This is a genomic window from Streptomyces sp. NRRL F-5123, assembly GCF_000721495.1.
Taxonomy (GTDB): Bacteria; Actinomycetota; Actinomycetes; order Streptomycetales; family Streptomycetaceae; genus Actinacidiphila.
In genome coordinates this window covers 213,718-238,507 of sequence record NZ_JOHY01000003.1, presented here as the reverse complement: position 1 = coordinate 238,507, position 24,790 = coordinate 213,718, and the positions used below count along the sequence as shown (strand labels likewise).

Here is a 24,790-nt window from a genome sequence, read left to right as displayed (position 1 = left end):
GCGCCAACCCTGCCCGACAGACGTGGACAACCACGGTCCGGAGTTGTCCACAGCCGTTCGGGGGATCTGGTGCGGGATGTGCCCTGTGCGGCAAGCTCGAATCATGACACAGAGCAACGACACACACCACGGAGAGTCATCATCGATCGACGGCCTCAAGGTCGTCCTGAGCGGGCCCGGCGAGCTGGCCGACGCACTGCCCTTCCTCATGGGGTACAACCCGACCGACTCCATCGTCCTGCTGGCCCTGCACGGGGAGGAGGGGCGGTTCGGCGGCCGCGTGAGGATCGCCCTGCCCCGGAAACCGCAGGATTTCGAGGAGTGGCCCGATGTCGCCAGGCACCTGGCCGACTGCCTGGTGGACGGCAGCCTTCGCCGTGGCGGCCGGCCGGCCGCGATCATCGCCTTCCTCTGCCAGGACCCGCACGAGGGCGAGCGCCCGCCGGAGGTGAAGGAGCGACTGCGGCCGCTGGCCCAGCAACTGCGTGTCGCCTGCGGGGCGCTGGACGTGCCGGTGGTCGAGGCGCTGTGCCTGTCCGGCGGGCGCTGGTGGTCCTACTGCGGACCCGAGCAGGACGGGGATCCGGGCGCCGAGGACGAGGGCGCGCCGCTCGCCCTGCCCGGCACGTCAGCAATCGCCGCGGCGGCCGCCTACGCCGGTATCCCGATGCCGGCCTCGCTGCGGGATCTGGAGGCCCGACTCAGGCCGAACGAGCCCCGGGCTGCCGCGCACGAGGCCGCACTGGACCTGGCCTGCGCCGAAATCGTGCCGCGCATGCTCGACAGGGCTGCGGGCCCGTCCGTCGCCGACCGCACGGTCGAACTGGCCCGGACCGCCCTCGACGCCTTCGCGGCGGCGCCCCCGATCGGCGACACCGCGCTGGCCGACCGGCGGGACGACGCCCTGCTCGCCGACGGCGCGGCCGCGGAGATGATCCTCGGGCTTCAGGACCGGGAAGCGCGCGACCGTGTGGTGGAATGGGCCGACCCGCAGCGGGCGGGCGCGGCCCTCCGGCTCTGGCGCGCGCTGGCCCGCCGCTGCCCCGGGCCGTACGCGGAGCACGCCGCGGCCCTGCTCGCCCTGACCGGGTGGGTCGCATGGTGTTCGGGGGACGAGGCGGAGGCGCGGGTCGCCCTGTGGACGGCGCTGGAGCTGGAGCCGCACTGTTCCTTCGCTCTCCTGCTCCAGCACGCCGTCAGCCAGGGGCTCGACCCGGAGGCGGTGCGCCGGGCGCTGCGCGGTACCAGGCGCCGCAGGGCCGTGGAGGCGGCTACAGCTCGCCGCGGACCATCCGGACCAGCCGGTCGAGGACCCGGCCGTCGCTCACCCGGAGGCCGTCGTGTTCGTATTCGTCGGTGATCCAGGTACGCAGGCCCCGGATCGACTGCGCCGTCGCCAGCGAGTGCACGGTGTCGACGTACATGTCGTCGTGGTAGACGGCGGCGACGACCGGAACGTCGTTGTGCGCGAGCCGCGCCGGGTCGTACAGGTCGGGCCACTGCCCGCGCTGCGCCAGAAGCTCCGCCGTCTCGCGCAGTGGTGCAAGCGCCCGGTCGGACTCGAACATCCAGGGGTGGATGGTCTCGCCGGAGAAGAGCACCGGCGCGTCGCCCTCCAGCGCGGCCTCGGCGTCGAATTCCGGGAATTCGGGCCTGACGCGCTCGGCCGCCCACCGGGTTCCCTCCCGGGAGACGGACTGCTGGCCGTAGCTCGGCTCGTGGAGCAGCGCGTAGAGAGGGGCTCCCGCGAAGGAGAGATGGCCCTGGGCCTGGGCGAGGAAGGAGTCGGAAAGGACGGGACCGGCAGGCCCGCTGACGAAGGCGTCCTCGACCAGGTAGTGCAGGGTGTGCGAGCCGCTTCCGGAACCGAGCATCAGGCCGAGTGCCTGGAAGGCGCGCGGGGTGAGCGGCCCGCCGCCCGGGAGCAGAACGGAGTGCTCGCGCAGATGGCGGACGATGTCCCGGACCCTGGCGACGTCCTCGGGATAGCACGTGTAGTGGGCGGTGTTCTTGCTCCGGATGCGGGGGTAGGCCGCGCGGTAGACGTCCTCGGGCGTCACCCGCAGACCGGGCAGTCCGCCGGTGATGAGCACCTCGCGGAGTGCTTCGGGCGCGAAGGAGAGGTAGGTGACGGCGCAGAAACCGCCGAAGCTCTGGCCGAGCACGCTCCACCTGCCGCCGTCACCGAGCAGATGGCGCCGGAGGAGTTCGCAGTCCTTGACGATGGAGTCGGCCCGGAAAAGGGCCAGGTAGTCCGCCTGGGCCGCGGCGTCGCCGCGCAGCGGCAGGGTCTGGCGGTTTGCGGGCGTCGAGCGGCCTGTGCCGCGCTGGTCGAGCAGCAGCACCCGGTAGTCGTCGAGTGCCCGGGAGAGCCACCCGTCCCGGCCCAGCGGCCGCGGGCTGCGGTTGCCCGGTCCGCCCTGCAGGAAGACCAGCCAGGGCAGCCGCTCCGGGGCCTTGCCCGCCGCCACCACTTCCCGGGCGAAGAGGTCGATCTGCTCGCCGTCCGGCGCGGCATGGTCGAGCGGCACGGGGAGGACGTGGTCGGTGACGACGACGCCGGGTCGGCGGTGGACGAGCATGCTGCCTCGCTTATGCGGTTGGGGGCGGGCGCGCCGCAGCGTCGACGGCGCCTTTCGTCCAGGAACGGTAGACGGCCCGTGACCTGGCCGGTCGGCGCACCGTTCATCAGTCGTGCAGCACTCACCGCAGCAGCCGAAGCAGCTTCCGGGAGCGGCCGGGCAACCCGCCGTGCGGCGGTGCCTCGTGCGGGCCGGCGGGAATCGGTGACGGCACCGCCGCGCGCGGCGCGGGCCGGGCGGCGGACGGCGGCCGTCCACGACACGCTGGTCTGTGTGGCTGCTCCGGCGCTGGCCGTGTCGGACCGGGACGGCCAGTTGCGGGGCGAAGGGGTCGCCGGTCTGTACCGCGACGGACGGCGGGTGCTCGCCCGGTGCCTACTGACGGTGGCGGGCGCGGAACCGGTCGCGGTGCAGGCGGTGATGCTGGGCGCCGACCGGGTCCGATTCGTGGCCGTTGCGGGAAGCGCCGCCGGCCGCGGGCCCGATCCTGCCGTTACGGTCGAGCGGTTGCGGACCGCCGGGGGAGTCGAGCGGATCACCGTCACGAATGCCGGCTCCCGGCCGATACGGCTGCCGGTCGAGATCGTGCTCGGCACCGACCTCGCGGCGCTCGCCGCGGTGGCGGCCGGAGGCGCGGGGAGCGTGGTGTCATGCACCGTCAGCGGGGCGGGGCTGCGCTGGACGGACGGCGAGCGTGCGGTGCTGACGACGGCCCGCCCCGTCCCGGACGAAGTGTTCGCGGCGACGGGTGCGCTCGTGTGGCGGCTGGATCTGCCGGCCGGGGGAGCGCGGACGGTCGAGCTGCGGACCGGGCCCGTCCCGGTGTCGGGGGCGGTGGGACGCATACCGCCGCTGCCGGCGCGACTGCCTGCGCTCTGGCCCGCCGCGGAACTGGAGGCGGACGACGCCAGGGCGGGAGCGTTGCTCCGCACGTCACTCGACGACCTGCAGAGCCTGCTGCTGCGGGACCCTGCTCACCCCGCGGACCTGCACCTTGCGGCCGGAGCCCCGTGGCGGCTCGCGGGGGTGCCGCCCGACGCGCTGTGGGCGGCGCGGATGCTGCTCCCGTTCGGCACCAGGCTCGCGGCGGGCACGCTGCGTACGCTCGCGCGGGCCCAGGACCCGGGCGGGGGCATCCCCGGCCCGGCACGCGACGCCGGGCCGCACCAGCCGCCGCTGTCCTGCGCGGTGGAGGCGGTGCCGCTGTTCGTGACCGTGCTGGCGGAAGCCTGGCGGTGGGGGCTGCCGGCACGGGAGGTCGAGACGCTGCTGCCGGCGGCGGAGCGCTGCCTGGTCTGGTTGGACCGGGCCATGGGGACGCCGGGGACCGGCGGGCTGGTGGCCGATCCCGTGCTCGGCGGCCCGCTGCGGGCCGAGGTGCAGGCGCACGCGCACCGGGCGGCCCTGCACGGCGCGGATCTGCTGGAGGCCTTCGGCCGGCCGGCGGGGGAATGGTGGCGGGAGCGGGCGGCGGAGTTGCGGGTGGAATTCCGGCGGCGGTTCCGGGCGGAGGAGCCCGGAGGGGGCCGCCTCGCGGTGGCCTGCACGGCGGAGGGCGGCGTGCTGGGCATGCCGACCTCCGCGCTGGCCCATCTGCTGGACACGGGACTGGGCGCCGGTGGTGAGGCGGCGCCCGGGCTGCTGGACGCGGAGTGGACGGTACGGCTCGCGCGTCTGCTGGGGGCACCCGGTCTGGACAGCGGCTGGGGGTTGCGCACGCTGGCGGCCGGGGCCCCGGGGTTCAGCGCGTTCGGGCATCGCAGCGGCGCCGTGCGTGTGCACGAGACCGCGGTCGCCGTCGCGGGACTGGCCGCCGCCGGGTACGAGGACGCGGCGGCCACGCTGCTGACCGGGACGCTCGACGCGGCCGCGGCATTCGGGATGAGGGTGCCGGAGATATACGCGGGGGAGCAGCGTGCGGTCGGCCGTGTGCCGTGCCCGCACCCCATGGCGTGCCGGCCCGCGGCGCTCGCCGCGGGAGGGGCGGTACACCTGCTGGCCGCACTGGCAGGGGTGCGGCCCGACGTGCCGGGAGGCTCCGTCGCACTGCGGCCGCTGGCCGGCACGCCCGCGGGGGCGGTCAGGGTGAGCGGGATGCAGGTCGCCGGCGCGCCGTTCGCGGTGCGGATCGGCAGGCTGGGGACAGCGATGGTCGAGGAGGCGGCGCCGGGGCTGCGGCTCGGTGCGTGACGGGGCGGCACGGCTCATGACGTGATCGTCGAAGGTGCCGATCCGGCTGATTATCGTCAGGCAGACGACTAAGATCACCACCATGTCGCCCTACGACCCGTCGGCCTTCCCGCCCTTCGCCGTGACCGTCGACCTGGTCGTGCTCACGGTGCGGCAGCATGCCCTGTGCGCGCTGTCGGTGCGCCGCGGCGAGCCTCCCTTCCAGGGGAGGTGGGCGCTGCCCGGCGGCTTCGTCCGGCAGGACGAGGACCTGTCCCAGGCCGCGGCCCGGGAGTTGGCCGAGGAGACGGGCCTGCGGGCGCAGAGCGGCGCACACCTGGAACAGCTCGCCACCTACGGCGATCCGCAGCGCGACCCGCGGATGCGAGTGGTCAGCGTCGCGCATCTGGTGCTCGCACCGGATCTGCCCGCGCCGCGTGCGGGCGGCGACGCGCGCAGTGCCCGCTGGGCGCCGGTCGGCACGCTGCTGGGCGAGGACGGCCAGGAGCACACCGCCGACGCTCCGCCGCTGGCCTTCGACCATGCGCAGATCCTGGCCGACGGGGTGGAGCGGGCCAGGTCGAAGATCGAGTACTCGTCGCTGGCCACGGCCTTCTGCCCGTCCGAGTTCACGGTCGGCGAGCTGCGCAGGGTGTACGAAGCGGTGTGGGGGGTGGCGCTGGACCCGCGCAACTTCCACCGCAAGGTCACCGGGACGGTGGGCTTCCTGGTGCCCACGGGCGGGACGACGACGCGTCAGGGCGGCCGCCCCGCACAGCTGTTCCGGGCGGGCGGGGCCACCCTGCTCAACCCGCCGATGCTCCGGCCCGAGGTGTAATCTCCCGGCGAGCACCGGTCGGATATCGGGCATTTCTGGCTAATTCTGGCGCTATGGTGCTGGGGTGATCCAGGCCATCGGACTGACCAGCTTGCCCCGGCGCAACACCCCGCCCGCCGTCGCCGACCTCACCTTCGACATCCGCCCGGGTGAGGTCACCGGGCTGCTCGGCCCCGCCCGGTCCGGGAAGACCACCGCCGTGCGCCTGCTGCTGGGCGTGCAGTCCGGCAAGGGCGCCACGCTCGTCGACGGCTGCCCCCTGCGCGATCTGGCCCGTCCCGAGCGCGCCGTCGGCGCCGTCCTCGGAGACGTCCCCGGACACCCCCGCCGCACCGCCCGCGGTCACCTGCGGATGCTCTGCGCGGCTCACGGGCTTCCCGCCTCCCGGGCCGACGACCTGCTGGAAACCGTCGGACTCGGCGCTACGGCCGACCGGCGGCTCGGCACGTACTCGCTCGGCATGGACCGGCGCCTCGCCTTCGCCGTCGCGCTGCTGCCCGACCCGCACGCCCTCGTCCTCGACGACCCGGTGCGGGACCTGCCGCCGCGCGAGGCCGCCTGGATGCACGCGCTGGTGCGCCGCCACGCCGCCGCGGGCGGCGCCGTGCTGCTCACCGGCCGCGACCCCGGCGCGCTCGCCAGGACGGCGGACCGGATCGTCGTGCTGGACGGCGGCCGGATCACCGCCGACGAGCCGGCGGACAGCTTCGCCGGCACCCGGCTGCGCGCGCACGTCGCGGTGCGCTCGCCCTACGCCCAGCGGCTGGCCGGCCTGCTCGCCGAGGGCGGCGCCGAGGTGGTCGCCGCCGGCGGCAGCCGTATCGCCGTCTACGGGGCCACGTCCGCAGCCGTCGGCGAGACCGCCCACCGGCACGGCATCCTGCTGCACCAGCTCGCGGACCGTCCGGCCGGGTCCGCGGCCGCACCCCGGGAACCGGGCCCCGACCATGAGGCCGGTGAACGTCCCGTTCGCCGCGGGGCCGTTCCCCGCTCCCGGCCCGCCCCCCTGCGCACACCGCACGGCCCGCTGCAGCCGCTGCGCTACGAGCTGCGCCGCTGCTTCGGGCTGCGCACCCCCTGGCCGGTGGCGGCGGCCGCGGTCGCCGGATCCGCGCTCGGCGCGCTGGCCGTCGCGCGCGGGGGAGCGGCGCACACCCCGCCGCTGCGGCTCCTGTCGGGGTGGCCGACCGGGCTGCCGCTGCCCCCTGCTGCACTGGGCGCGGCATTGCTGGGCGCGCTGTCGTACGGGCAGGAGTTCGCCTTCCCCGCGCTGACCCCCGGCCTCGGCCCCGAGCCCCGCGCACCCCGGCTGCTCGCCGCCAAGCTCGCGGTCAGCGGAGCCCTCGCACTGCTTCTCGCCCTGCTCGCGGCCCTCGCGGACACCTCGGCGCTGCGACTGGCACTGGGCCCCGCCGGGGTCCCGGACCCGCTGGTGTTGTCGGCCACCACCGCCGGCTGGGCCGCGCTGTGCGTGGCCTGCGCGTGGACGGGGGTGCTGGCGGCGTGCGCGTTCCGCACCACGGCGCTCGGGCTCGCCGCGGTGCTCTCCGTGCCGCTGCTGGTGGCGCCCGGTCTGCGGTTCCTGCTCGGCGGGCGGACGGGAGCGCAGTTCCGCGACGCGGCCGAGGCGCTGTGGTCCGTGGCCACGGGGGCGCCGCGTACGGACGACCGGGCTGCCCTCGCCGCGCTGCGCTCGGCGACCCAACCGCTCGTCGTCGCCCTGGTGTTGTCGCTGTCGTGCCTGGTCATCGCCTATCTGGCAAGCGCGTTGCGGGAACGCAGGCGCGGGCGCGGGTCAACTCCTGTGCACTCCACCGGAGCTGTGCGTATCGACCACGAGGAGGCGTGATTCGTCCTGATAAAGCGTCAATTATCAGGTGATGAGCGCTCACCCTTTCGTGTGCTTTTCAGCAAAGCCCTCAAGGCCTGCTCCGGCATCGCCGACAAAGGATGCGTGAGTACCCTTGCGCACACCATGATGACCGCGGCTCGTTCCGCTGACTCCGGCATCGCCGGCCCGGGCGAGCTGGACCGCTACTCGTACGCCGACGGCCCCGCCGGCGACCGCCCAGGAGGCGGGATCACGTCCTGGGAGGGCATGGATCCGGACGTGGGCCGGGTGGGTCGCCGAACCGGCGGCAGCCGTGGCCGCGGACTGCACGGCCAACTCGTCCAGCAGCTCGGCCAGATGATCGTGTCCGGCGACCTCGGTGCCGACCGACCGCTGGTGCCCGAGGAGATCGGCCAGCGCTTCGAGGTCTCCCGCACCGTCGTCCGCGAATCACTCCGGGTGCTGGAGGCCAAGGGCCTGGTCAGTGCCCGGCCGAACGTCGGCACGCGGGTCCGTCCCGTCAGCGACTGGAATCTGCTCGACCCCGACATCATCGAATGGCGCGCCTTCGGCCCGCACCGCGAGGAGCAGCGCCGCGAGCTGCTCGACCTGCGCTCGACGATCGAACCGCTCGCTGCCCGGCTCGCCGCCGGCCACGGGCGCGAGGACGTCCAGCAGCGGCTCGCCGACATGGCCGAGATCATGGCCCACGCAGCAGCCCAGGGCGACGCGCTCACCTTCACGCGCGCCGACGTGGAATTCCACGGGCTGCTGCTCACCGTCGCCGGCAACCGCATGCTGGAGCACCTGTCCGGGATCGTCCTGGCGGCCCTCCAGGTATCCGGCGGTACGGTCACCGGCTGTGAGCGCCCGGGCGACACCTCGGTAGGGCTGCACCACCGGATCGTCGAGGCGCTCGCCGAGGGCGACGGCGGCACCGCCGAGGCGGCGATGCGCCAGCTGCTCGCGGGTTCCACCGAGCAGTCCTCGGCCGCCGCCGACCATGTCGTCCCGGCCCCCCGGGAGCACTGACCGCCCCGCCGGCCGCCGTGGGCCCCGTGTCACCGGGGGTCGGCGGCGGCTCGTGCGCGTCACATGTCCGACTTTGCCGCTGATCTGCACAATTTGGGGTGTGACTCGGGCCACGTAAGCTGGGCGTAACGCCAGGCGAGGCAGTGCGATGACTTAAGAGGTGGCGGCCGTACGAGGAATATTCGGCATCGATTCCGACGCTGAGTCGCCGTACGGTTCCACCGAGTCGTTCCCATCGTTCCGAGAGGTTGTTCGTGTCGGCCAGCACATCCCGTACGCTCCCGTCCGAGATCGCCGAGTCCGAGTCTCTGATGGCGCTCATCGAGCAGGGTAAGGCCCAGGGGCAGATCGCAGGCGACGACGTGCGTCGGGCGTTCGAAGCGGACCAGATTCCGGCAACCCAGTGGAAGAACGTTCTGCGCAGCCTCAACCAGGTCCTCGACGAGGAGGGTGTGACGCTGATGGTGAGTGCCGCCGAGGCGCCCAAGCGCACCCGCAAGAGCGTCGCAGCCAAGAGCCCGGCGAAACGTACTGCCACCAAGACGGTCGCCGCGAAGGCGGCCCCTGCCAAGAAGACCGTTGCGCCCAAGGCCCCGGCTCCCGAGCCGGTGGCCGAGGCCGAGACCACGGTGGAGCCATCGGTGGAGGCGGAGAACTCAGCAGCCAGGAAGGCGCCGGCGAAGAAGGCCGCCGTGAAGAAGACGGCTGCCAAGAAGGCGCCCGCGAAGAAGACGGCGGCAGCCAAGAAGTCCGCCGCCGCTCCGGGCGAGGACGACGCCGTCGAGGTGGAGGAGTCGCTGGAGGACGTCGCGCCCGGCAAGGGCGACGAGGAGGCGGAGAAGACGGAGTCCGAGAGCTTCGTTCTCTCCGACGACGACGAGGACGACGCGCCCGCGCAGCAGGTGGCTGTGGCCGGTGCCACCGCCGACCCGGTCAAGGACTACCTCAAGCAGATCGGCAAGGTCCCGCTGCTCAATGCCGAGCAGGAGGTGGAGCTGGCCAAGCGCATCGAGGCGGGCCTCTTCGCCGAGGACAAGCTGGCGGCGGCCGACAAGCTCGCACCCAAGCTCAAGCGCGAGCTGGAGATCATCGCCGAGGACGGGCGCTGGGCCAAGAACCACCTGCTGGAGGCCAACCTCCGGCTCGTCGTCTCCCTGGCCAAGCGCTACACCGGCCGCGGCATGCTCTTCCTTGACCTGATCCAGGAGGGCAACCTGGGCCTGATCCGCGCGGTCGAGAAGTTCGACTACACCAAGGGCTTCAAGTTCTCCACGTACGCCACCTGGTGGATCCGGCAGGCGATCACCCGCGCGATGGCCGACCAGGCCCGCACCATCCGTATTCCGGTGCACATGGTCGAGGTCATCAACAAGCTCGCCAGGGTGCAGCGGCAGATGCTCCAGGACCTGGGCCGCGAGCCCACCCCGGAGGAGCTGGCCAAGGAACTCGACATGACCCCGGAGAAGGTCATCGAGGTCCAGAAGTACGGCCGCGAGCCGATCTCGCTGCACACCCCGCTCGGGGAGGACGGCGACAGCGAGTTCGGTGACCTCATCGAGGACTCCGAGGCGGTCGTGCCCGCCGACGCGGTCAGCTTCACGCTTCTGCAGGAGCAGCTGCACTCGGTCCTCGACACGCTGTCCGAGCGGGAGGCAGGCGTCGTCTCCATGCGCTTCGGCCTGACCGACGGGCAGCCGAAGACGCTGGACGAGATCGGCAAGGTCTACGGCGTCACGCGCGAGCGGATCCGGCAGATCGAGTCGAAGACGATGTCGAAGCTGCGCCACCCGTCGCGCTCCCAGGTGCTGCGCGACTACCTCGACTGACCCTCCTCCGGACGGCGGGACCGGGGCGCGCGGCACTGCGCGCGCCGCCGGTCTGCGGATGCGGCCTCCGGCCCTATCGATGACTCTGGGTGCTCAGAGTGGTTCATAGGGTCAGGAGGCCGTATGCATCTCCCCGTTCCCACCTGTCTGCGTCATCGCGGCCGCCGCGACCGTCGGCGCCGCCGCCGTACGGCCATAGCCGTGGCGGCCCTGCTGTCGGCGTTCGCCCTTCCCCTGGCGGTGCCGGCGGCTCCGGCCGCCGCCAACGGAGTAGTCGTCGGCGGCGTGCCGACATCGACCGACGACGAGCCGTGGGTGGTGGCGCTCGCCAGCCGGGAGCGTTTCGGTTCCGCCAGATCCGGGCAGTTCTGCGGCGGTGTGGCGGTGGGGCCGCGTACGGTCGTCACCGCGGCGCACTGCTTCGGGCAGGAGGCGCTCGGTGTCACGGACTGGCACAAGCTGCCGGACCTGAGGGTCATCGCCGGGCGGACGGATCTGAGTGGGTCCGACGGGCAGGAGCTGACACTTGCCGATGTATGGGTCAACCCCGACTTCGACGCCTCCACCAATGCCGGGGACGTCGCGGTGATCACGCTTCCTCAGGCTCTGCCGGGCGGCGCCGTGCTCCCGATGGCCCAACCGTCCGACGCCGCGCCGTACGCGCCGGGTACCCAGGCACAGGTCTACGGCTGGGGCGACACCACGGGGCAGGGTACGTATCCGCAGGCGCTGCGGACGGCCACCGTGGACGTACTGGCCGACTCGGTGTGCGAGAAGGCCTACCCCGGCGACGCGGACGGCACGTACCTGCGCGACTCCATGGTGTGCGCGGGGCTGTCCGCCGGTGGCAAGGACGCCTGCCAGGGCGACAGCGGCGGGCCGCTCGTCGCGGCGGGCCGGCTGATCGGGCTCGTGTCGTGGGGGACGGGCTGCGCGGAGGCCGACTACCCGGGCGTCTACACCCGCGTGTCGGCGGTGTCCCAGCTGGTGGCCCAGCACATGTGAGCGCGGCACACCACCGGCGGAAAGCCCGCGGGCGGACACCCCCTCAAGGGGTCCGTCCGCCCGCGGGGCCGAGCTCGTCGCGTGGTGCGATGTGTCAGCGCTCGTCTTCTCCCGCCGGGGCCGGGGCGTCGGTGAGCCGCCCCGTCTCGTCCTGTATTTCTGCAGCGATCTTCTTGAGTTCCGGCTCGAACTTGCGTCCGTGGTGTGCGCAGAAGAGCAGCTCTCCGCCGCTGGTGAGAACGACACGCAGGTAGGCCTGAGCGCCGCAACGGTCGCAGCGGTCTGCCGCTGTCAGCGGACTCGCGGGGGTCAGAACAGTAGTCACGTCGCCTCTTCTCTAGCTCGACGAGCTGTCGTACCAGGGTCAACATCCAACCAGGCCGAAAACGTTCCCGCTGACGGCTTTTCCTCGAAAACGGGCCTCGGAGTGACTGGGTGTTACCGATTGGCGGCGAATAGGAGTCAGTTGCGTCAGATGTCGCATATGGGGCTTTTGTCGTACTGGTCCACACTCGCCCCGACCGGCTTGCCGGGGTGTTGGTGAGGACGTGCCCGGAGCCTAAATGGTTCATGCCTCTTTGGGAACGTGACATGTGTATCACTCGTGCGGGTTATCGAACGTGTGAGCGAGCAAGGCTACGATGAAGGTCCGGATACCGGGTCGCGGCGCAGCTGCCCTCCCCGACCTCGGTACCCTCTCACCGATACGGCTGAAGAGCTTCAGGCCACACCAGATCGAGGAGTTGCCCGCGTGACCGCCGAAACATCCGTGCCGTCCACCGCGCTGCTGACGGGCGCAGATCGCGACGGCTCCAACTACACAGCGCGGCACCTGCTCGTCCTCGAAGGCCTCGAAGCGGTTCGCAAGCGTCCCGGCATGTACATCGGGTCCACCGACAGCCGCGGTCTGATGCACTGCGTCTGGGAGATCATCGACAACTCCGTCGACGAGGCCCTGGGCGGCCACTGCGACAGCATCGAGGTGATCCTCGCGGCCGACGGCTCCATCGAGGTCCGCGACAACGGCCGCGGCATCCCTGTCGACGTCGAGCCCAAGACCGGCCTGTCGGGTGTCGAGGTCGTCATGACCAAGCTGCACGCCGGCGGCAAGTTCGGCGGCGGCTCGTACGCGGCCTCCGGCGGTCTGCACGGCGTCGGCGCGTCGGTGGTCAACGCGCTCTCGGCCCGACTGGACGTCGAGGTCGACCGCAGCGGCAGCACCCACGCCATCAGCTTCCGCCGCGGCGTGCCCGGCGCCTTCGCCTCCGCCGGTCCGGATGCCAAGTTCGAGCCCGCGAGCGGCCTGACGAAGACCAAGAAGATCCCGCGTACGCGCACCGGCACCCGGGTCCGCTACTGGCCGGACCGGCAGATCTTCCTCAAGGACGCCAAGCTCTCGCTGGAGACGCTGCACCAGCGCGCCCGGCAGACTGCCTTCCTGGTGCCGGGCCTGACGATCGTGGTCCGCGACGAACGCGGCGTCGAATCCGAGAAGCCGGTCGAGGAGATCTTCCACTTCGACGGCGGCATCAGCGAGTTCTGCGAATTCCTGGCCCCCGACAAGCCCATCTGCGACGTCCTGCGGCTCACCGGCAGCGGCACGTTCAAGGAGACGGTCCCGGTCCTGGACGACCGCGGCCACATGACGCCCACCGAGGTCACCCGGGAACTGGGCGTCGACATCGCGCTGCGCTGGGGCACCGGGTACGACACCACGGTCCGCTCCTTCGTCAACATCATCGCCACGCCCAAGGGCGGCACCCATGTCACCGGATTCGAGCGCTCGGTGGCCAAGACGGTGAACGAGGTGCTGCGTGCCGCCAAGCTGCTGCGCGTCGCCGAGGACGACATCGTCAAGGACGACGCGATGGAGGGCCTCACGGCCGTCGTCACCGTCCGGCTCGCCGAGCCGCAGTTCGAGGGCCAGACCAAGGAGGTGCTCGGCACCTCCGCCGCCAACCGGATCGTGGCGAACGTGGTGGCCAAGGAGCTGAAGGAGTTCCTGACCTCCACCAAGCGGGACGCCAAGGCCCAGGCGCGCGCCGTCCTGGAGAAGGCCGTCGCGGCCGCCCGGACGCGTATCGCGGCCCGCCAGCACAAGGAGGCGCAGCGCAGGAAGACGGCCCTGGAGACGTCCTCGCTGCCCGCCAAGCTCGCGGACTGCCGCAGCGACGACGTCGACCGCAGCGAACTGTTCATCGTGGAGGGCGACTCGGCGCTCGGCACCGCAAAGCTCGCGCGCAACTCGGAGTTCCAGGCGCTGCTGCCGATCCGCGGCAAGATCCTCAACACCCAGAAGTCGTCGGTCTCCGACATGCTCAAGAACGCGGAGTGCGGCGCGATCATCCAGGTCATAGGAGCCGGCTCCGGCCGCACCTTCGACATCGACCAGGCGCGCTACGGCAAGGTGATCTTCCTCGCCGACGCCGATGTCGACGGCGCCCACATCCGCTGCCTGCTGCTGACCCTCTTCCAGCGCTACATGCGCCCCATGGTCGAGGAGGGCCGCGTCTTCTCGGCGGTCCCGCCGCTCCACCGCATCGAGCTCGTCCAGCCCAAGAAGGGCCAGGACAAGTACCTCTACACCTACTCCGACAACGAACTCCGCCAGACCCTGCTCGACCTCCAGCGCCGCAACGTCCGCTACAAGGACAGCATCCAGCGCTACAAGGGCCTCGGCGAGATGGACGCCAACCAACTGGCCGAAACCACGATGGACCCCCGCCACCGCACCCTCCGCCGCATCAACATCAGCGACATCGAAGCCGCCGAACGCGCCTTCGACCTTCTGATGGGCAACGAGGTGGCCCCCCGCAAGGAGTTCATCACCAACTCGGCCTCCACGCTGGACCGGGCGCGGATCGACGTCTGACCTGCGGCGGAGCAGGCGGGCTGCCTCGGTGAACGCCTGGCAGTCCGCAGACGGTCCGCAACCGCGCTGACGGTTGGTCAGCGCGGGGGAGTGGCTACGCCACTTCCTGGGCGGGCTCGTCCGGGCGGTCCGCGTAGGCGCAGTCGACGGCTGCGCGGGTCCGCTCCTCGGAGTCGGGCCACAGGTGGGTGTAGATGTTCAGCGTCATGGCCGCGTTGGTGTGGCCGAGGCGCTCGGAGACGGTCTTCACCGACTCGCCGTGCTTGATGAGCAGGCTGGCGTAGTGGTGCCGGAGGGCGTGAGGGCCGACGCCGTCCGGTATCCCGGCCTTCCGGCATGCGGGGCGCCACACGCGCTTCATGAACTCGTTGTAGGCCACAGGACCGCCCTCTGGCGCCGTGAAGAGCCAGTCCTGCTGTGTGGGGGCCGGGAAGGACTTCAGGTGGGCCTTGACCGCGTCGGTCGCCATCCTCGGAAGCGGCACGACCCGGTACGAGCGGTCCGTCTTGGGCGGCCCCACGAAGACGCCGTGCTTGGTCTGCTGCACCTGCTGGTCGACGGTGAGGGTCGCACGGGCCAGATTCAGGTGACGGCGCTGGAGCCCGAACACTTCTCCCGGGCGTAGCCCGGTGCTGGCCGCCAGGTACACCAGGCCCTTGTAGGGCGCGGCTATCTGCGTTGCGAGGCTCCGTACCTGGGCGACGGTAAGAGGCACGATCTGCTTCCGTGGCACCGATGGCAGCTTGACGCCGGTGCACGGGTTGAGGGGGATCATGCGGTCGCGGACGGCCGCGCTGAAGACGGCGTTGACGGTGTTGAAGACCGTCCGCGTCGTGCTGGCTGCGAGCTTGTGCGTGGACGTGAGGCTGGTGACCCAGCTCTGGACGTCACCGGGCTTGATGCCACCCAGCGTCCGGCTTTCCCAGGCGGGGTATGCATGGCACCTGAGGTGCTGCTCGACCGCCCTGGCCGTGGAAGGCCGGTGAGGCTGGCTGCGGCGCCACTCCTCGGCGTACTCCTTGAACGGTTTCCTGGCGGACTGCGGGTCGACGTACTGGCCGGTGACGATGCTGGTGGTGACCTCGTCGAGCCAGCGCTGGGCCTCGACCTTGCGGTCGAAGTGCCGGGCGTGTTCCTTGCCGTTGGAGTCGCGGTATCGGGCGCGCCACTTGCCGTTGGGGCGCTTCTGGACGTTGGCCAAGGTGGGGCTTCCTATCTGGTCAGTGGTGGTAGCCCCCGTTCTCGATGTGCTGGGTGAGGGCGCGTGCGTCGCGCTCGTCGCCCATGAGGCGGAGGCACTGGGTATGGATCCCGGTGGAGCTGTCGGGGTGGGCTCTGAGGTAGTCGGCGATGCCGATCACGGCTGCGTGCAGGCGGTCCTGGGCGTCGCGGGACTCGTAGAAGGCTTCGACGGCTTCCTGGACGACGCGTCTGCCTTCCAGGTCGATGCCTTCCAGGGGTGGTGACATCAGCTCTTCCAGGGGCAGTTCGAAGACGCGGGCGAAGCCGAGGGCCTCGTCGAGTGTGATTTTGCGGCGGGGCTTGCCGTTCTCGATCCGCCAGACCGCGGTCTGGTTCATGGGGACGCCGGCCTTGGTCATGCGGGTGGCGAGTTCTGTGGTGCTCCAGCCCCTGATCTCGCGTTCGAGGGCGACGCGTGCTGCCGCGTTGCCCTCGCTGTACAGCAGCGGGGTGCCGCTGTCGTTCGGCTCAGTCGCCATCGGCCTCTTCCTTCGATCGGTGCGCCCTACCCGGCCAGGTGCTAGTCAAAATGTAACATGTGCTATCCCGTTTGCATGGCCCGGGCTTTCGTGATTGGTTCATCTCCGTAACGGAAGGCGACCTAGTCGAAAGGGAAAACATGGACCGCTACCTGACCACGGCCGAGGTGGCCGAGCGCTACCGCACAGCGGACAGCACTGTGCGGTACTGGCGGCACATCGGCTACGGGCCGAAGGGGGTGAAGGTCGGCCGCCGCGTGCTCTACAGCGAGGCCGAACTCACCCGCTTCGAGCAGCGCCTGGCCGAGCAGGACCCGGGCTGCGACGGTTGGACCCTGGGGGCCTGATGCCCGTCCAGACGCCGCAGCCAACGAAACGACCCCCGGTGCTACCAACACCGAGGGCCTCGTGAACACCCATCAAACCGTGCGATCGATTCACGACGGTGAAGGCGGGCCTGCCAGCCACGACCTCACCGGGAGGAGCTCAGCATGAACGATACGCCCCCGACGCCCGAGGGTGCATCCCCGATACCCGCATGGCCAGCGGTCGCCATACCGGCCAGCCAGGCCGACACGAGCCCTCTACGGCCCCTGCCATGGTCGACGGGCACACATACCCAGAGGTGACAGAAGCGGCGCCTGTCGCCCCGCCCAAGCTGTTGGACTGGGGGACCGGCGAGGGTTCTCGCCTGCTCGGCGAACTACGGTCCCAGGTCGCGCGCTTCGTGATCCTCCCCTCCACGCACGCCCTCAACGCGGTCACGCTGTGGGTGGCGGCGACGCATCTGCAGCCCGCGTGGCAGCACGCCCCGCGCCTGGCCGTGGTCGGCCCGGCCAAGCGGTGCGGGAAGTCACGGCTGCTCGACGTCCTCACCGAGACCGTCCACGAGCCGATGCTGACGGTCAACACGACCCCGGCGGCGGTCTTCCGGTCCATCGGCGACCAGCCGCCCACCCTGCTGGTGGACGAGGCCGACACGATCTTCGGCAGCGTGAAGGTGGCGGAGAAGAACGAGGAGCTGCGCGGCCTGCTCAACGCCGGGCACCAGCGCAACCGCTACGTCACCCGCGTGGTCGGCAACGACCACACCCCGCACCGGTTCGCGACCTTCGCCATGGCGGCGCTCGCCGGGATCGGCGACCTGCCCGACACGATCATGGACCGGTCGGTGGTCGTCCGGATGCGCCGCCGCGCCGACGGCGAACGCGTCCACCCTTTCCGCTCCAAGCGCGACACCCCCGCCCTGCACGCCCTGCGCCAGCGGATCATCGCGTGGGCCGGGCCGCTGGTCGACGCAGCCGCAGACCTGGAGCCGGAACTGCCGGTGGAGGACCGGGCCGCCGACACCTGGGAGCCCCTGGTCATCGTCGCCGACCTGGCCGGCGGTCCGTGGCCGGACCTGGCGCGTGAGGCGTGCGCGCGGATGGTCGCGGCCGAAGCCCAAGCCGAGGAGGACAACCCGGGCGGCGCACGGGTCCTCGCGGATATCCGCCGGATCTTCTTCGCCCGCCGCGAGCCGGACAGCCTCACCACCACCGACCTGCTCGCCGAACTGCGTGCGGACCCCGAGGCACCGTGGGGGGAGTGGGGGAGGGCAGGGCTGTCCGCCCGCGACCTCGGTGCCCTGCTGCGCGAGTTCGGGATCGTCTCGGGCAACGTCCGCGTCGCTGACGGTACCCAGCGCAAGGGCTACACCCGCAGCAAGTTCCTCGACCCGTGGCGCCGGTACTGCCCCACCGTCCACCCGACCGGCATGAGCCCGGCACCCGGCACGGGCTGACCCGGTCCCCTGGTTGCCGTCTTTGCCGTCCCTGCCGTAACACCGCAGCTCAACAGGGGTCTGTGCAAGACGGCAACCGGGCCCAAGACGGCAACACGATCAGCACCAGGCCTCGGTGCCCCCTGGGACGCCGCCTCAATCCGTCCCGTGCCGTCTTTGCCGTCCCCGCCGTACCACCGCAGCTCACCCCGGGTGTACCCGGGACGGCACGAGCCACCCTGCCGTCCCGCCGACGACCCAAGACGGGTGCGCAACCGGGGCGAGACGGCAGCCCGGCGGGCTGCCGTACCTGCCCTGACCTGCGGTTGCAACGGCAAGACGGCCAAGACGGATCCACACCACCAAGCTCCCGCCCGTAAGGATGCTCTCCACGCATGCCCACCACCCCGCCGGACGCCCGCCCGACCGCCACGGGTGTGTTCGCCCGCACAACGATCACCCTCGTCATGGCGGTCATCGCAGCCCTCGCCTTCGTGTTCTCCTTCGGCAACGTCTGGGCACTGGCCCTCCGGCTCGGCATCTCCCGCCCGATCGCGCCACTGATCGCACCGATGGTCGACCTGTCCGTCGTCGGCCTGCTCGTCGCCCTGCACCACCTGGCCGCCTACGGCACCGACCCCGTCCACCTGCGCTCAGCCACACGGCTGATGCACCTGTGTGGCCTGCTGACCGTCGCCCTCAACACAGCCGAGCCCCTGCTCGCCCGGCACTACGGCCGCGCCGCCCTCGACACCGTCGCTCCAGCCCTCCTCCTCGGCTGGGGAGCCGTCGGCCCCACTCTCCTGCGCCACCTCCACACACCCACCGCCCCGCCACCGAACCAGACAAGCCGCCCCCGGCCGGACGAGGCCACCACCACGGTCACGAGCCCACCACTCGCCCGGAAGGCATACGCCGGAACGCCAACTGCCACCAAGCACGCAGCAACCGCCGTGCAAACCGAGAGCGACAGCACCGAGGCCGCCGCTGCGCGCAAACGCACCGGACGCCCGCCAGCGGCAACCATGGACGAGCTGATCGCCATAGCCCGACCCGCCGTCGCCGAGCACAATGTCAGCGTCGCCGTGGTCAAGCAGGCCCTGCGTGACGCTCACACACCCGTCAGCAGCGCCCGCCTCACCGAACTCATGAAGCACCTGAGGGCCGAAGCTGTCATCTCTGCCAGCGCCGCACCGGAGCCGGAGCCCGTGCGAGCCCACCCCGCCGAGAGCTGATGAGGGCGGCACCCCGATCTGGATGCGCGGATGTCCGGACGTCCCGCGGACTTCCGCGCATCCGGATCGCCGACCCACCTACACCCGGAATGGCGAAACCGCGACTCCATGAACTGCGCCGCAGCAGGACCACCCCCGTCATCCGCCTCACCGAAAGCCCCCACCGGAGAGAACCGTGAAGCCTGACCCGTACGCCGCGAACGACACCGAGGAAGGCCGCACCCCTGTCGCCAAGTCCCGAAGGCTGACCGGCTTGTGGAAGCGCGTCGTCACCAACGACGTCCCGGACGGAGCAAGCTGGAGCGGTCGAAACTCCTCTGGGGTTTCGTCCGCGCTTGCCTCCGCCCCAGCGGGGGCCGAGGGGTCCGGCCGCTTGGGGCCGCCGGACCAGGTGGGTGAGGCCGAGCGCGGCCTCACCCAGAACACGGCACGCCGGGCTACGGACGGGGCGTGCCCGTCGTGCGGCTACCTCCTGCCCGCTACTGCTGGGCAGCGGGAGTCCCCGTCGTGGCGGGAACCGGAAGATCCGCCATTGCCCGGCCCGATGTACCGCAAGCCCACCAGGGAGACACGGAGCAGGGCGCGCAGCATCCGCTTCACCCCGACCGCGGAGGCGGTGATCGAAGCCGCCGCCCAGGCGCGTGGCCAGTTCTTCGCCGGGTACGTCGGTGACGTCGCCTACGCCCACGCCCTCGGCAAGGCCACCGCGGGCCTGGGCAGCCCCGAGGACGACCCTGCCCGCCCCGTGGTCGAGGCGGTCGAGAGGCTGATCGCCCAGCTCCGCCGTAACGGCAACAACCTCAACCAGATCACCCACGCGATCAACACCGGCATCGTCCCCGACCACGCCGAGCACGTCCTGGCACGCGTCGAGGAGACGGTCGAGAAGGCCTTCACCCTCCTCGACGGGTTCGTCGGCAAGCAGGACGTGGCCTGATGGTCCCCGACGTGTCCACCGGTTCGCACACGGCCGGATTGCTGTACTACCTGTTCGGCAAGGGCCGACGCGACGAGCACGCCGATCCGCACATCGTCGCGGCCTGGGACATGGCCGGCGCCCCCGACCCCGGCCGCAACCCCGACGCCACCATCGTGCAGCTCGCCGACCGCCTCGACCTGCACGCCCGACTGCGGGCCAAGGAGACCGGGAAGATGCCGACCAAGCACATGTGGCACTGCCCCGTACGCACCGCGCCGGGCGATCGCTACCTCACCGACGCCGAGTGGGCCGAGGTCGCCCGCCGGATCGTCGCCGCAACCGGCATCGCCCCCGACGGCGACGACCTGGCCTGCCGGTGGATCGCGGTCCGCCACGCCGACGACCACATCCACATCGCCGCCGTCTCCGTACGCGCCGACGGCCGCCGCGCCCGCACCAACCGCGACGGCCAACGTGCCCAAGCCGAATGCCGCCTCATCGAGGAGGAATACGGGCTCCGGCAGCTGAAGTCCGGCGACATGACCGCGCCGAAGACCCCCACCAGCGCCGAGCAGGCCAAGGCCGACCGGATGGGCCGCGACATCACCAGCCGCGCATGGCTGCGCGACCAGGCATACGCCGTCCTGGCCGCCGTCCGCACCGAGGAAGAGTTCTTCGACGTCCTCGGCGCGCTCGGCATCAAGGTCAACAAGCGCATCGGAACCGAGACGGGGAAGGTCACCGGCTACAGCCTCGCCGCCCCCGGCGACACCAACACTGACGGCGAACCGGTGTACTTCGGCGGCTCCAAGCTAGCCCCGGACCTGTCCATCGTCCGCATCCGTGAAACGCTCACCCGCTCCGGACACGTCACTCCGGCCTCGCGCACCCGGCCCAGCCCGCTGGACGCCTGGCAGTCCGCCGAGACCGCACTCCGCGAGACCACCACGGTCCTCGGCGGCAGCGACGACGAGGAAGCCCAGGCCCACCTCGCCGCTTACAGCACCGTCCTCCACAACGCAGCCCTGAACGCCCCACCCACCTACCGGGCCGACCTTCGCGCCGCGGCAGCCGCCTTCAACCGCGCTCGCCGCTCCGCCATCCGAGCCGACCACGACAAGGCCACCGCCCTCCGCCAAGCCGCGAAGGACCTCATCTACGCCTCCCACGACGCAGGCGGCCTGCCCGTTGCGGTGATCGCCACCATCCTCCACCTGGCCGTCGCTGCCGCCCGTTGGTACGAACAGCGCGGCTACCAGCAGCAAGCAGCCGCAGCCCAGCAGACCGTCGCCCACCTGCGGGCCGGCTACCAGCGTGCCGCTGAACCGGTCTTGGCTGACCTCACCCGCCGCACCCCAAGCCCACAGGCTGCCCGACGCTTCGAGACCACGCTCCGCCAGGCGATCCCCGACCATGCCGATCGCCTTCTCACCGACCCCGCCTGGCCCGCCCTGGCCACCACCCTCGCCCAAGCCGAAACCGCCGGCCACCACCTCCCCACCCTTCTCCGCCAGGTCGCCGCCGAACGCGAACTCGACACAGCCCACTCACCCGCCGAAGTCCTCACCTGGCGCATCACGACCGCCCCCAACCGCCGAGCAGCCGCAGCGCAAACCCGCACCACCACTGTCCGAGCGACTCCACCCGCGCCGGAGCACGTACAGCCAGCGCGCCCCGCTGCCGTGCCTGACCAGCCGGTCCACAGGAGGCGGTAGGCAGTCTCTGTAGGGGCCGCCGTCCAAGAGCGTGCAGAACACCGCGGAGGGGTCCACGACGCTCGTGGACCCCTCCGACAGCCGGGACCGCCTACCTCTCGAGCCTCAACCTCACTCAGCTCCGAGGTCGCGCAGTGAACTGCGGCAGTCATGCCCGGCGTCGCCGGTGTTTCGCGCCCTGGCCCGTTGTAGCTGACCGACCCGGCAACACCGGCTGGGCAGCCGCGGAGGATGCAGGGCGATCCTCAAGGAGGATGGCTTGTCAGACCAGGTTCTGGAGTTCGCGGATGCAGGGGCCGCACGCGTACATGGGCGCCTGCGCTCCGGCGACGTTGGCCGGGCCGATCCACAGGACGCGGGTCCACTGCCGGCCGCAGTACAGCCAGCAGTATCCGTCAACCCACTCGTTGCCGTCGTCTGTCGTCGCAGGCTCGGGCAGACCGCCGCGGGCGAACGTAGCGATCCCGGGGATCACTCGGTGCTGAATGGAGACTTCGGTCAGCACTGCTTCACCCCGGCTGTCACCGACTGCCGGCAGCGGCGTCGAGGTCCTCGTTCTCCTTCACGTCGGAGAACAGGAGGGTGGATTCGGCCAGGATGTCGCGGCCCGCCTCGCTCTTGTAGATGGCGTCGACGCTGCCGAAGCGGGCGTCCACGTAGTCGAGACCCAGGCGAGCGGCGGCCTGGCGGACGGATACCTCGTCGGGGCCCTCGATCTCCAGGAAGGTGGGGAGGTCGGGCCAGGTGTCGAAGTCGAAGGCGATGTCGCCGAGCTGCCACTCCTCGCGGAAGTTCTCCTGGTAGCGCACCTCGCGCAGGCCCAGGTTGCTCAGGATCTCGGCCATCGCCTGCAGGTCGCCGACTTCGGTCTCGATCTCGGTCGTCCCGTGGATCGAGGTGGCGTCGGTGACCTGCTTGAGGGTGAGCGTGGTGCGCGTGCCTTCGTTGCGCAGGCGCACCCACTGGGAGCCGTCGAGGACGTCGCTCTCGAAGATCTTGCGGGTGAGCAGGGTCCGTGGAAATGCCTGGACCGCGCCCAGGGCCGCCAGCTTGGCCTGGAGCCCGGCCACGTCGACGGCGAGGAACTTCGCTTCGTACTCGTGCTTCATGATCGCTTCATGCCCTTTCGGTGGTCGCTGAAGAGGTACGGGTCGCCAGGAGCGCACCCATCCGGTGGACGTGCGGGTGCGGCTGGCCGATGTGCGGACGCTCGGTGAACTGCCCCGTCCTCAAGGTCAGCTGGATGTTCCAGCCCTTGGAGAAGTGGGGGCTGAGCCGTTCCGGGGACGTGTAGTGCTCGCTCAAGTGCTGCCGGGCCGTGACGGGCATCATGAACTCGGCTCCGAACAGACCGTGGACACGCACGAGGTCTTGCATGCGGGTGACGAAGTCGGCGAGGCGCCAGTGGTGGTTGGCACTGTAGTGCCAGGAGGAGCTCGTCCAGACCGCGTCGTATTGCCCGGTGATAGGCAGGTCCGCGTCGAGGAAGTCCGCCTCCACGACGTCCACGCGGTCGTCCAGCTGCTCCTGCCGAAGTCGCTCGATCAGCCCGGTCGCGTGGGCCTTCGTGCCGTCAGGCAACTCGACGAGTCCACCCTGAAGAGCGATCGGGTCTCGTTCGATCGCGATGACGCGGTGGCCGGCCGCGGCCAGCGGCAGGACCAGCCTGCCGTCGCTCGCGCCGATGACCACCACGGTTGCGTCACAGCCGACGTGTTCCGACAGGGCCGCGCGGAACTGGGGGAAGAAGGTGAGGGTGTGCTCCCACCTGCTGAGGGTCTGCACCGCCGCTGTCTCCTTGGGCTGTGATGTCGAGGATGCCGTGGACGACCTGCTCCGGGGTGCGGCGCGTGGTGTCCACTCGATGCATCGGGAAGGGGGCGTACGCGTGGGTGATCTGCTCTGCCACCTCCTCGGCGAGCCCGTCCCAGCGCGAAACGGGCTTGTGGCGGGCCAACAGCCTGCGCCGGCGTTCTTCCTCGGCGCACACGAGGCTGTACGTGACGGGCTCGGGCAGGTCCGGCGGCAGGCTGATGTCGAGGCGGGAGCCGTAGGCACGGTGGTTGGCCAGGCAGCGCGCGAAGTAGCTGTCCACGACGACCGGGGTACCGGCCGACAGGTGCCGGCGGATGTCGTCGGTGGCGGTGAACAGCGCGGAGAGGTAGAAGGCCATGCGGGCCTCCACGTTGTCCCGGGCGTCGACCTCCTTCCGCAACGACTGGTAGAGCGCGGGCACGGTGGGGACGAGTACGGCTCCGCGTGCCGCCGCGAGCAGGGGCGCGACCGTGGACTTCCCCGTGCCGCGTAACCCTTCGAGGCTCTCGAAGAGCGGCCCGTCAGGCACGGGCGTAGACCACGCCGGGCACCGCGAGGGCGATCTCGTCGGTGGCGGAAGGCCGGTGGACGATGTGACCGGCTTCCTTGTCGTACCAGAAGGCGTGGGCGTCCTTGCCGACCGCGTTGCAGGACATCGTCAGGGCGCCGCGCGGGTCGGCCTCGATCCGGGGAATCGAAAGGGCCTGGGGCGCGGGGGCGCAGGCCTCGAGGGTGCCCTCCTCGGAGAGGTCCTCGTCCACGATGACCTCGATCGTGAGGTCTGCGGTCCCGAGCTGCTCGCGCAGGCGGCCGTATGCGGCGGTGTCGGTGATGAGCAGCTCGGGGTGGTGGGCGGCGTTGCCGACCGGGCGCAGGTGGTGGAGCTTGAGCTGCCGGGCGCCGTGGTCCTGGAGGGTGCGGGCCAAGGGCAGGACCTCGTCGATGTTGCGGGCGTTGACGGTCATGGTCGCGCCGGTGGGAATGCCCAGATCGCGAGCGTGGTCCATGGCGCTGAGGGCGCCCTGGTAGCTGCCGAACTTGCGGATGGCGTCGTTGGTCGCGCCGTTCCCCTCCAGCGAGATCCGCAGCAGGTCCAGGTGCGGGGCGATCTCGGTGAGGCGGCGTTCGATGCGGTAGCCGTTGGTGCAGATCTCCACCTGGAGGCCCAGCTCCTGCTTGGCGTACCGGACGACCTCGGGCAGGTCCTTGTAGACGAAGGGCTCGCCGCCGAGGAGGTTCACGGCCTCGGTGCCGTAGTCCTTGTGCATCAGCCGCATCAGGCTGACGGCCTCGTCGAGCGTGAAGGCGTCGGCGTGCTGGAGGCGTTCGCCGTGGAAGCAGTGCTGGCAGGCGAAGTTGCAGCGGTAGAGCAACTGCAGGTACAGCATCCGGATCGTCCTGATGCCGGTGACTTCCGCGATCACAGGGGGCCTCCTCGGGCTCGTTGCCTGGTCGAGGCCCTGATGGT

The 24,790-nt window shown here is 71.3% G+C and carries 22 protein-coding genes; 13 read left to right on the top strand and 9 right to left on the bottom strand.

Features of this window, described 5'->3' with window-relative positions:
- The first annotated feature begins 103 nt into the window (after window positions 1–103).
- Window positions 104–1,360 carry a DUF4192 domain-containing protein gene (locus IH54_RS0104740; RefSeq protein WP_052397068.1) on the top strand — a complete coding sequence of 419 codons (1,257 nt, stop codon included), beginning with the start codon at window positions 104–106 and terminating at the stop codon, window positions 1,358–1,360.
- On the opposite strand, the gene IH54_RS0104735 is transcribed toward IH54_RS0104740, so the two are convergent.
- On the bottom strand, window positions 1,272–2,582 hold the full coding sequence (locus IH54_RS0104735) for an alpha/beta fold hydrolase (RefSeq protein ID WP_031513014.1): 1,311 nt from the start codon (window positions 2,580–2,582) through the stop codon (window positions 1,272–1,274). The genes IH54_RS0104740 and IH54_RS0104735 overlap by 89 nt on opposite strands.
- 273 nt (window positions 2,583–2,855) lie before the next feature.
- Here IH54_RS0104735 and IH54_RS0104730 point away from each other — a divergent pair, with 273 nt between their 5' ends.
- The 6 genes from IH54_RS0104730 to IH54_RS0104700 all read left to right on the top strand — a co-directional run bounded on the left by IH54_RS0104730 (window position 2,856) and on the right by IH54_RS0104700 (window position 11,283).
- Window positions 2,856–4,772 (top strand): glycogen debranching N-terminal domain-containing protein, encoded by a 1,917-nt coding sequence (locus IH54_RS0104730; protein WP_031513012.1) that lies wholly within the window; start codon window positions 2,856–2,858, stop codon window positions 4,770–4,772.
- 82 nt (window positions 4,773–4,854) lie between these two features.
- On the top strand, window positions 4,855–5,589 hold the full coding sequence (locus IH54_RS0104725; protein ID WP_031513010.1) for an NUDIX hydrolase: 735 nt from the start codon (window positions 4,855–4,857) through the stop codon (window positions 5,587–5,589).
- A 64-nt stretch (window positions 5,590–5,653) separates the two neighbouring features.
- Complete coding sequence (locus tag IH54_RS0104720; RefSeq protein ID WP_063762201.1) at window positions 5,654–7,438, top strand: ATP-binding cassette domain-containing protein; 1,785 nt, start codon at window positions 5,654–5,656, stop codon at window positions 7,436–7,438.
- Between the two features lie 105 nt (window positions 7,439–7,543).
- The gene (locus tag IH54_RS0104715) at window positions 7,544–8,452 is read left to right on the top strand and encodes a FadR/GntR family transcriptional regulator (protein WP_043179843.1); all 909 of its coding nucleotides are present in this window, start codon (window positions 7,544–7,546) and stop codon (window positions 8,450–8,452) included.
- A 254-nt stretch (window positions 8,453–8,706) separates the two neighbouring features.
- Window positions 8,707–10,278, top strand: coding sequence for an RNA polymerase sigma factor (locus IH54_RS0104710; RefSeq protein ID WP_031513004.1), 1,572 nt, complete (start codon window positions 8,707–8,709; stop codon window positions 10,276–10,278).
- 123 nt (window positions 10,279–10,401) lie between these two features.
- Window positions 10,402–11,283 (top strand): S1 family serine peptidase, encoded by an 882-nt coding sequence (locus IH54_RS0104700; RefSeq protein WP_078861938.1) that lies wholly within the window; start codon window positions 10,402–10,404, stop codon window positions 11,281–11,283.
- Between the two features lie 94 nt (window positions 11,284–11,377).
- On the opposite strand, the gene IH54_RS42840 is transcribed toward IH54_RS0104700, so the two are convergent.
- Window positions 11,378–11,608: a DUF7455 domain-containing protein gene (locus IH54_RS42840; RefSeq protein WP_031513000.1), complete on the bottom strand. Its 231-nt coding sequence runs from the start codon at window positions 11,606–11,608 to the stop codon at window positions 11,378–11,380.
- A gap of 426 nt (window positions 11,609–12,034) precedes the next feature.
- Here IH54_RS42840 and IH54_RS0104690 point away from each other — a divergent pair, with 426 nt between their 5' ends.
- Window positions 12,035–14,155, top strand: coding sequence for a DNA gyrase/topoisomerase IV subunit B (locus IH54_RS0104690; RefSeq protein ID WP_031512998.1), 2,121 nt, complete (start codon window positions 12,035–12,037; stop codon window positions 14,153–14,155).
- Between the two features lie 94 nt (window positions 14,156–14,249).
- Here the strand turns inward: IH54_RS0104690 and IH54_RS0104685 are convergent, their stop codons facing one another.
- Together IH54_RS0104685 and IH54_RS0104680 are read right to left on the bottom strand one after the other, a co-directional pair.
- Window positions 14,250–15,356, bottom strand: a complete 1,107-nt coding sequence (locus IH54_RS0104685; protein WP_031512997.1) for a tyrosine-type recombinase/integrase — start codon at window positions 15,354–15,356, stop codon at window positions 14,250–14,252.
- 19 nt (window positions 15,357–15,375) lie between these two features.
- Window positions 15,376–15,876 (bottom strand): helix-turn-helix transcriptional regulator, encoded by a 501-nt coding sequence (locus tag IH54_RS0104680; RefSeq protein WP_031512994.1) that lies wholly within the window; start codon window positions 15,874–15,876, stop codon window positions 15,376–15,378.
- 140 nt (window positions 15,877–16,016) lie between these two features.
- Here IH54_RS0104680 and IH54_RS0104675 point away from each other — a divergent pair, with 140 nt between their 5' ends.
- From IH54_RS0104675 to IH54_RS0104655, 5 genes are all read left to right on the top strand, one after another.
- The gene (locus tag IH54_RS0104675) at window positions 16,017–16,223 is read left to right on the top strand and encodes a helix-turn-helix transcriptional regulator (protein ID WP_031512993.1); all 207 of its coding nucleotides are present in this window, start codon (window positions 16,017–16,019) and stop codon (window positions 16,221–16,223) included.
- Window positions 16,224–16,501: 278 nt separating this feature from the next.
- On the top strand, window positions 16,502–17,659 hold the full coding sequence (locus IH54_RS39315; RefSeq protein WP_420711707.1) for a DUF3631 domain-containing protein: 1,158 nt from the start codon (window positions 16,502–16,504) through the stop codon (window positions 17,657–17,659).
- Between the two features lie 374 nt (window positions 17,660–18,033).
- On the top strand, window positions 18,034–18,873 hold the full coding sequence (locus tag IH54_RS42835; protein ID WP_078861937.1) for a DUF2637 domain-containing protein: 840 nt from the start codon (window positions 18,034–18,036) through the stop codon (window positions 18,871–18,873).
- A gap of 532 nt (window positions 18,874–19,405) precedes the next feature.
- On the top strand, window positions 19,406–19,810 hold the full coding sequence (locus IH54_RS0104660) for a MobC family plasmid mobilization relaxosome protein (protein ID WP_234343361.1): 405 nt from the start codon (window positions 19,406–19,408) through the stop codon (window positions 19,808–19,810).
- Window positions 19,810–21,507 (top strand): relaxase/mobilization nuclease domain-containing protein, encoded by a 1,698-nt coding sequence (locus IH54_RS0104655; RefSeq protein ID WP_031512990.1) that lies wholly within the window; start codon window positions 19,810–19,812, stop codon window positions 21,505–21,507. The genes IH54_RS0104660 and IH54_RS0104655 overlap by 1 nt, the downstream gene beginning before the upstream one ends.
- Window positions 21,508–21,769: 262 nt before the next feature.
- Here the strand turns inward: IH54_RS0104655 and IH54_RS41365 are convergent, their stop codons facing one another.
- Genes IH54_RS41365 through IH54_RS0104630 form a run of 5 tightly spaced genes read right to left on the bottom strand, consistent with a single transcriptional unit; the run spans window position 21,770 to window position 24,746 of the window.
- Window positions 21,770–21,982, bottom strand: coding sequence for a hypothetical protein (locus IH54_RS41365; RefSeq protein ID WP_234343359.1), 213 nt, complete (start codon window positions 21,980–21,982; stop codon window positions 21,770–21,772).
- 46 nt (window positions 21,983–22,028) lie between these two features.
- Window positions 22,029–22,616, bottom strand: coding sequence for a class IV adenylate cyclase (locus IH54_RS0104645; protein WP_031512989.1), 588 nt, complete (start codon window positions 22,614–22,616; stop codon window positions 22,029–22,031).
- A gap of 7 nt (window positions 22,617–22,623) precedes the next feature.
- The gene (locus IH54_RS0104640) at window positions 22,624–23,292 is read right to left on the bottom strand and encodes a class I SAM-dependent methyltransferase (protein WP_031512988.1); all 669 of its coding nucleotides are present in this window, start codon (window positions 23,290–23,292) and stop codon (window positions 22,624–22,626) included.
- Window positions 23,210–23,851 carry an AAA family ATPase gene (locus IH54_RS0104635; protein WP_031512987.1) on the bottom strand — a complete coding sequence of 214 codons (642 nt, stop codon included), beginning with the start codon at window positions 23,849–23,851 and terminating at the stop codon, window positions 23,210–23,212. Before IH54_RS0104635 ends, IH54_RS0104640 begins: the two co-directional genes overlap by 83 nt.
- The gene (locus IH54_RS0104630) at window positions 23,844–24,746 is read right to left on the bottom strand and encodes a radical SAM protein (RefSeq protein ID WP_031512986.1); all 903 of its coding nucleotides are present in this window, start codon (window positions 24,744–24,746) and stop codon (window positions 23,844–23,846) included. Before IH54_RS0104630 ends, IH54_RS0104635 begins: the two co-directional genes overlap by 8 nt.
- Window positions 24,747–24,790: the final 44 nt, after the last annotated feature.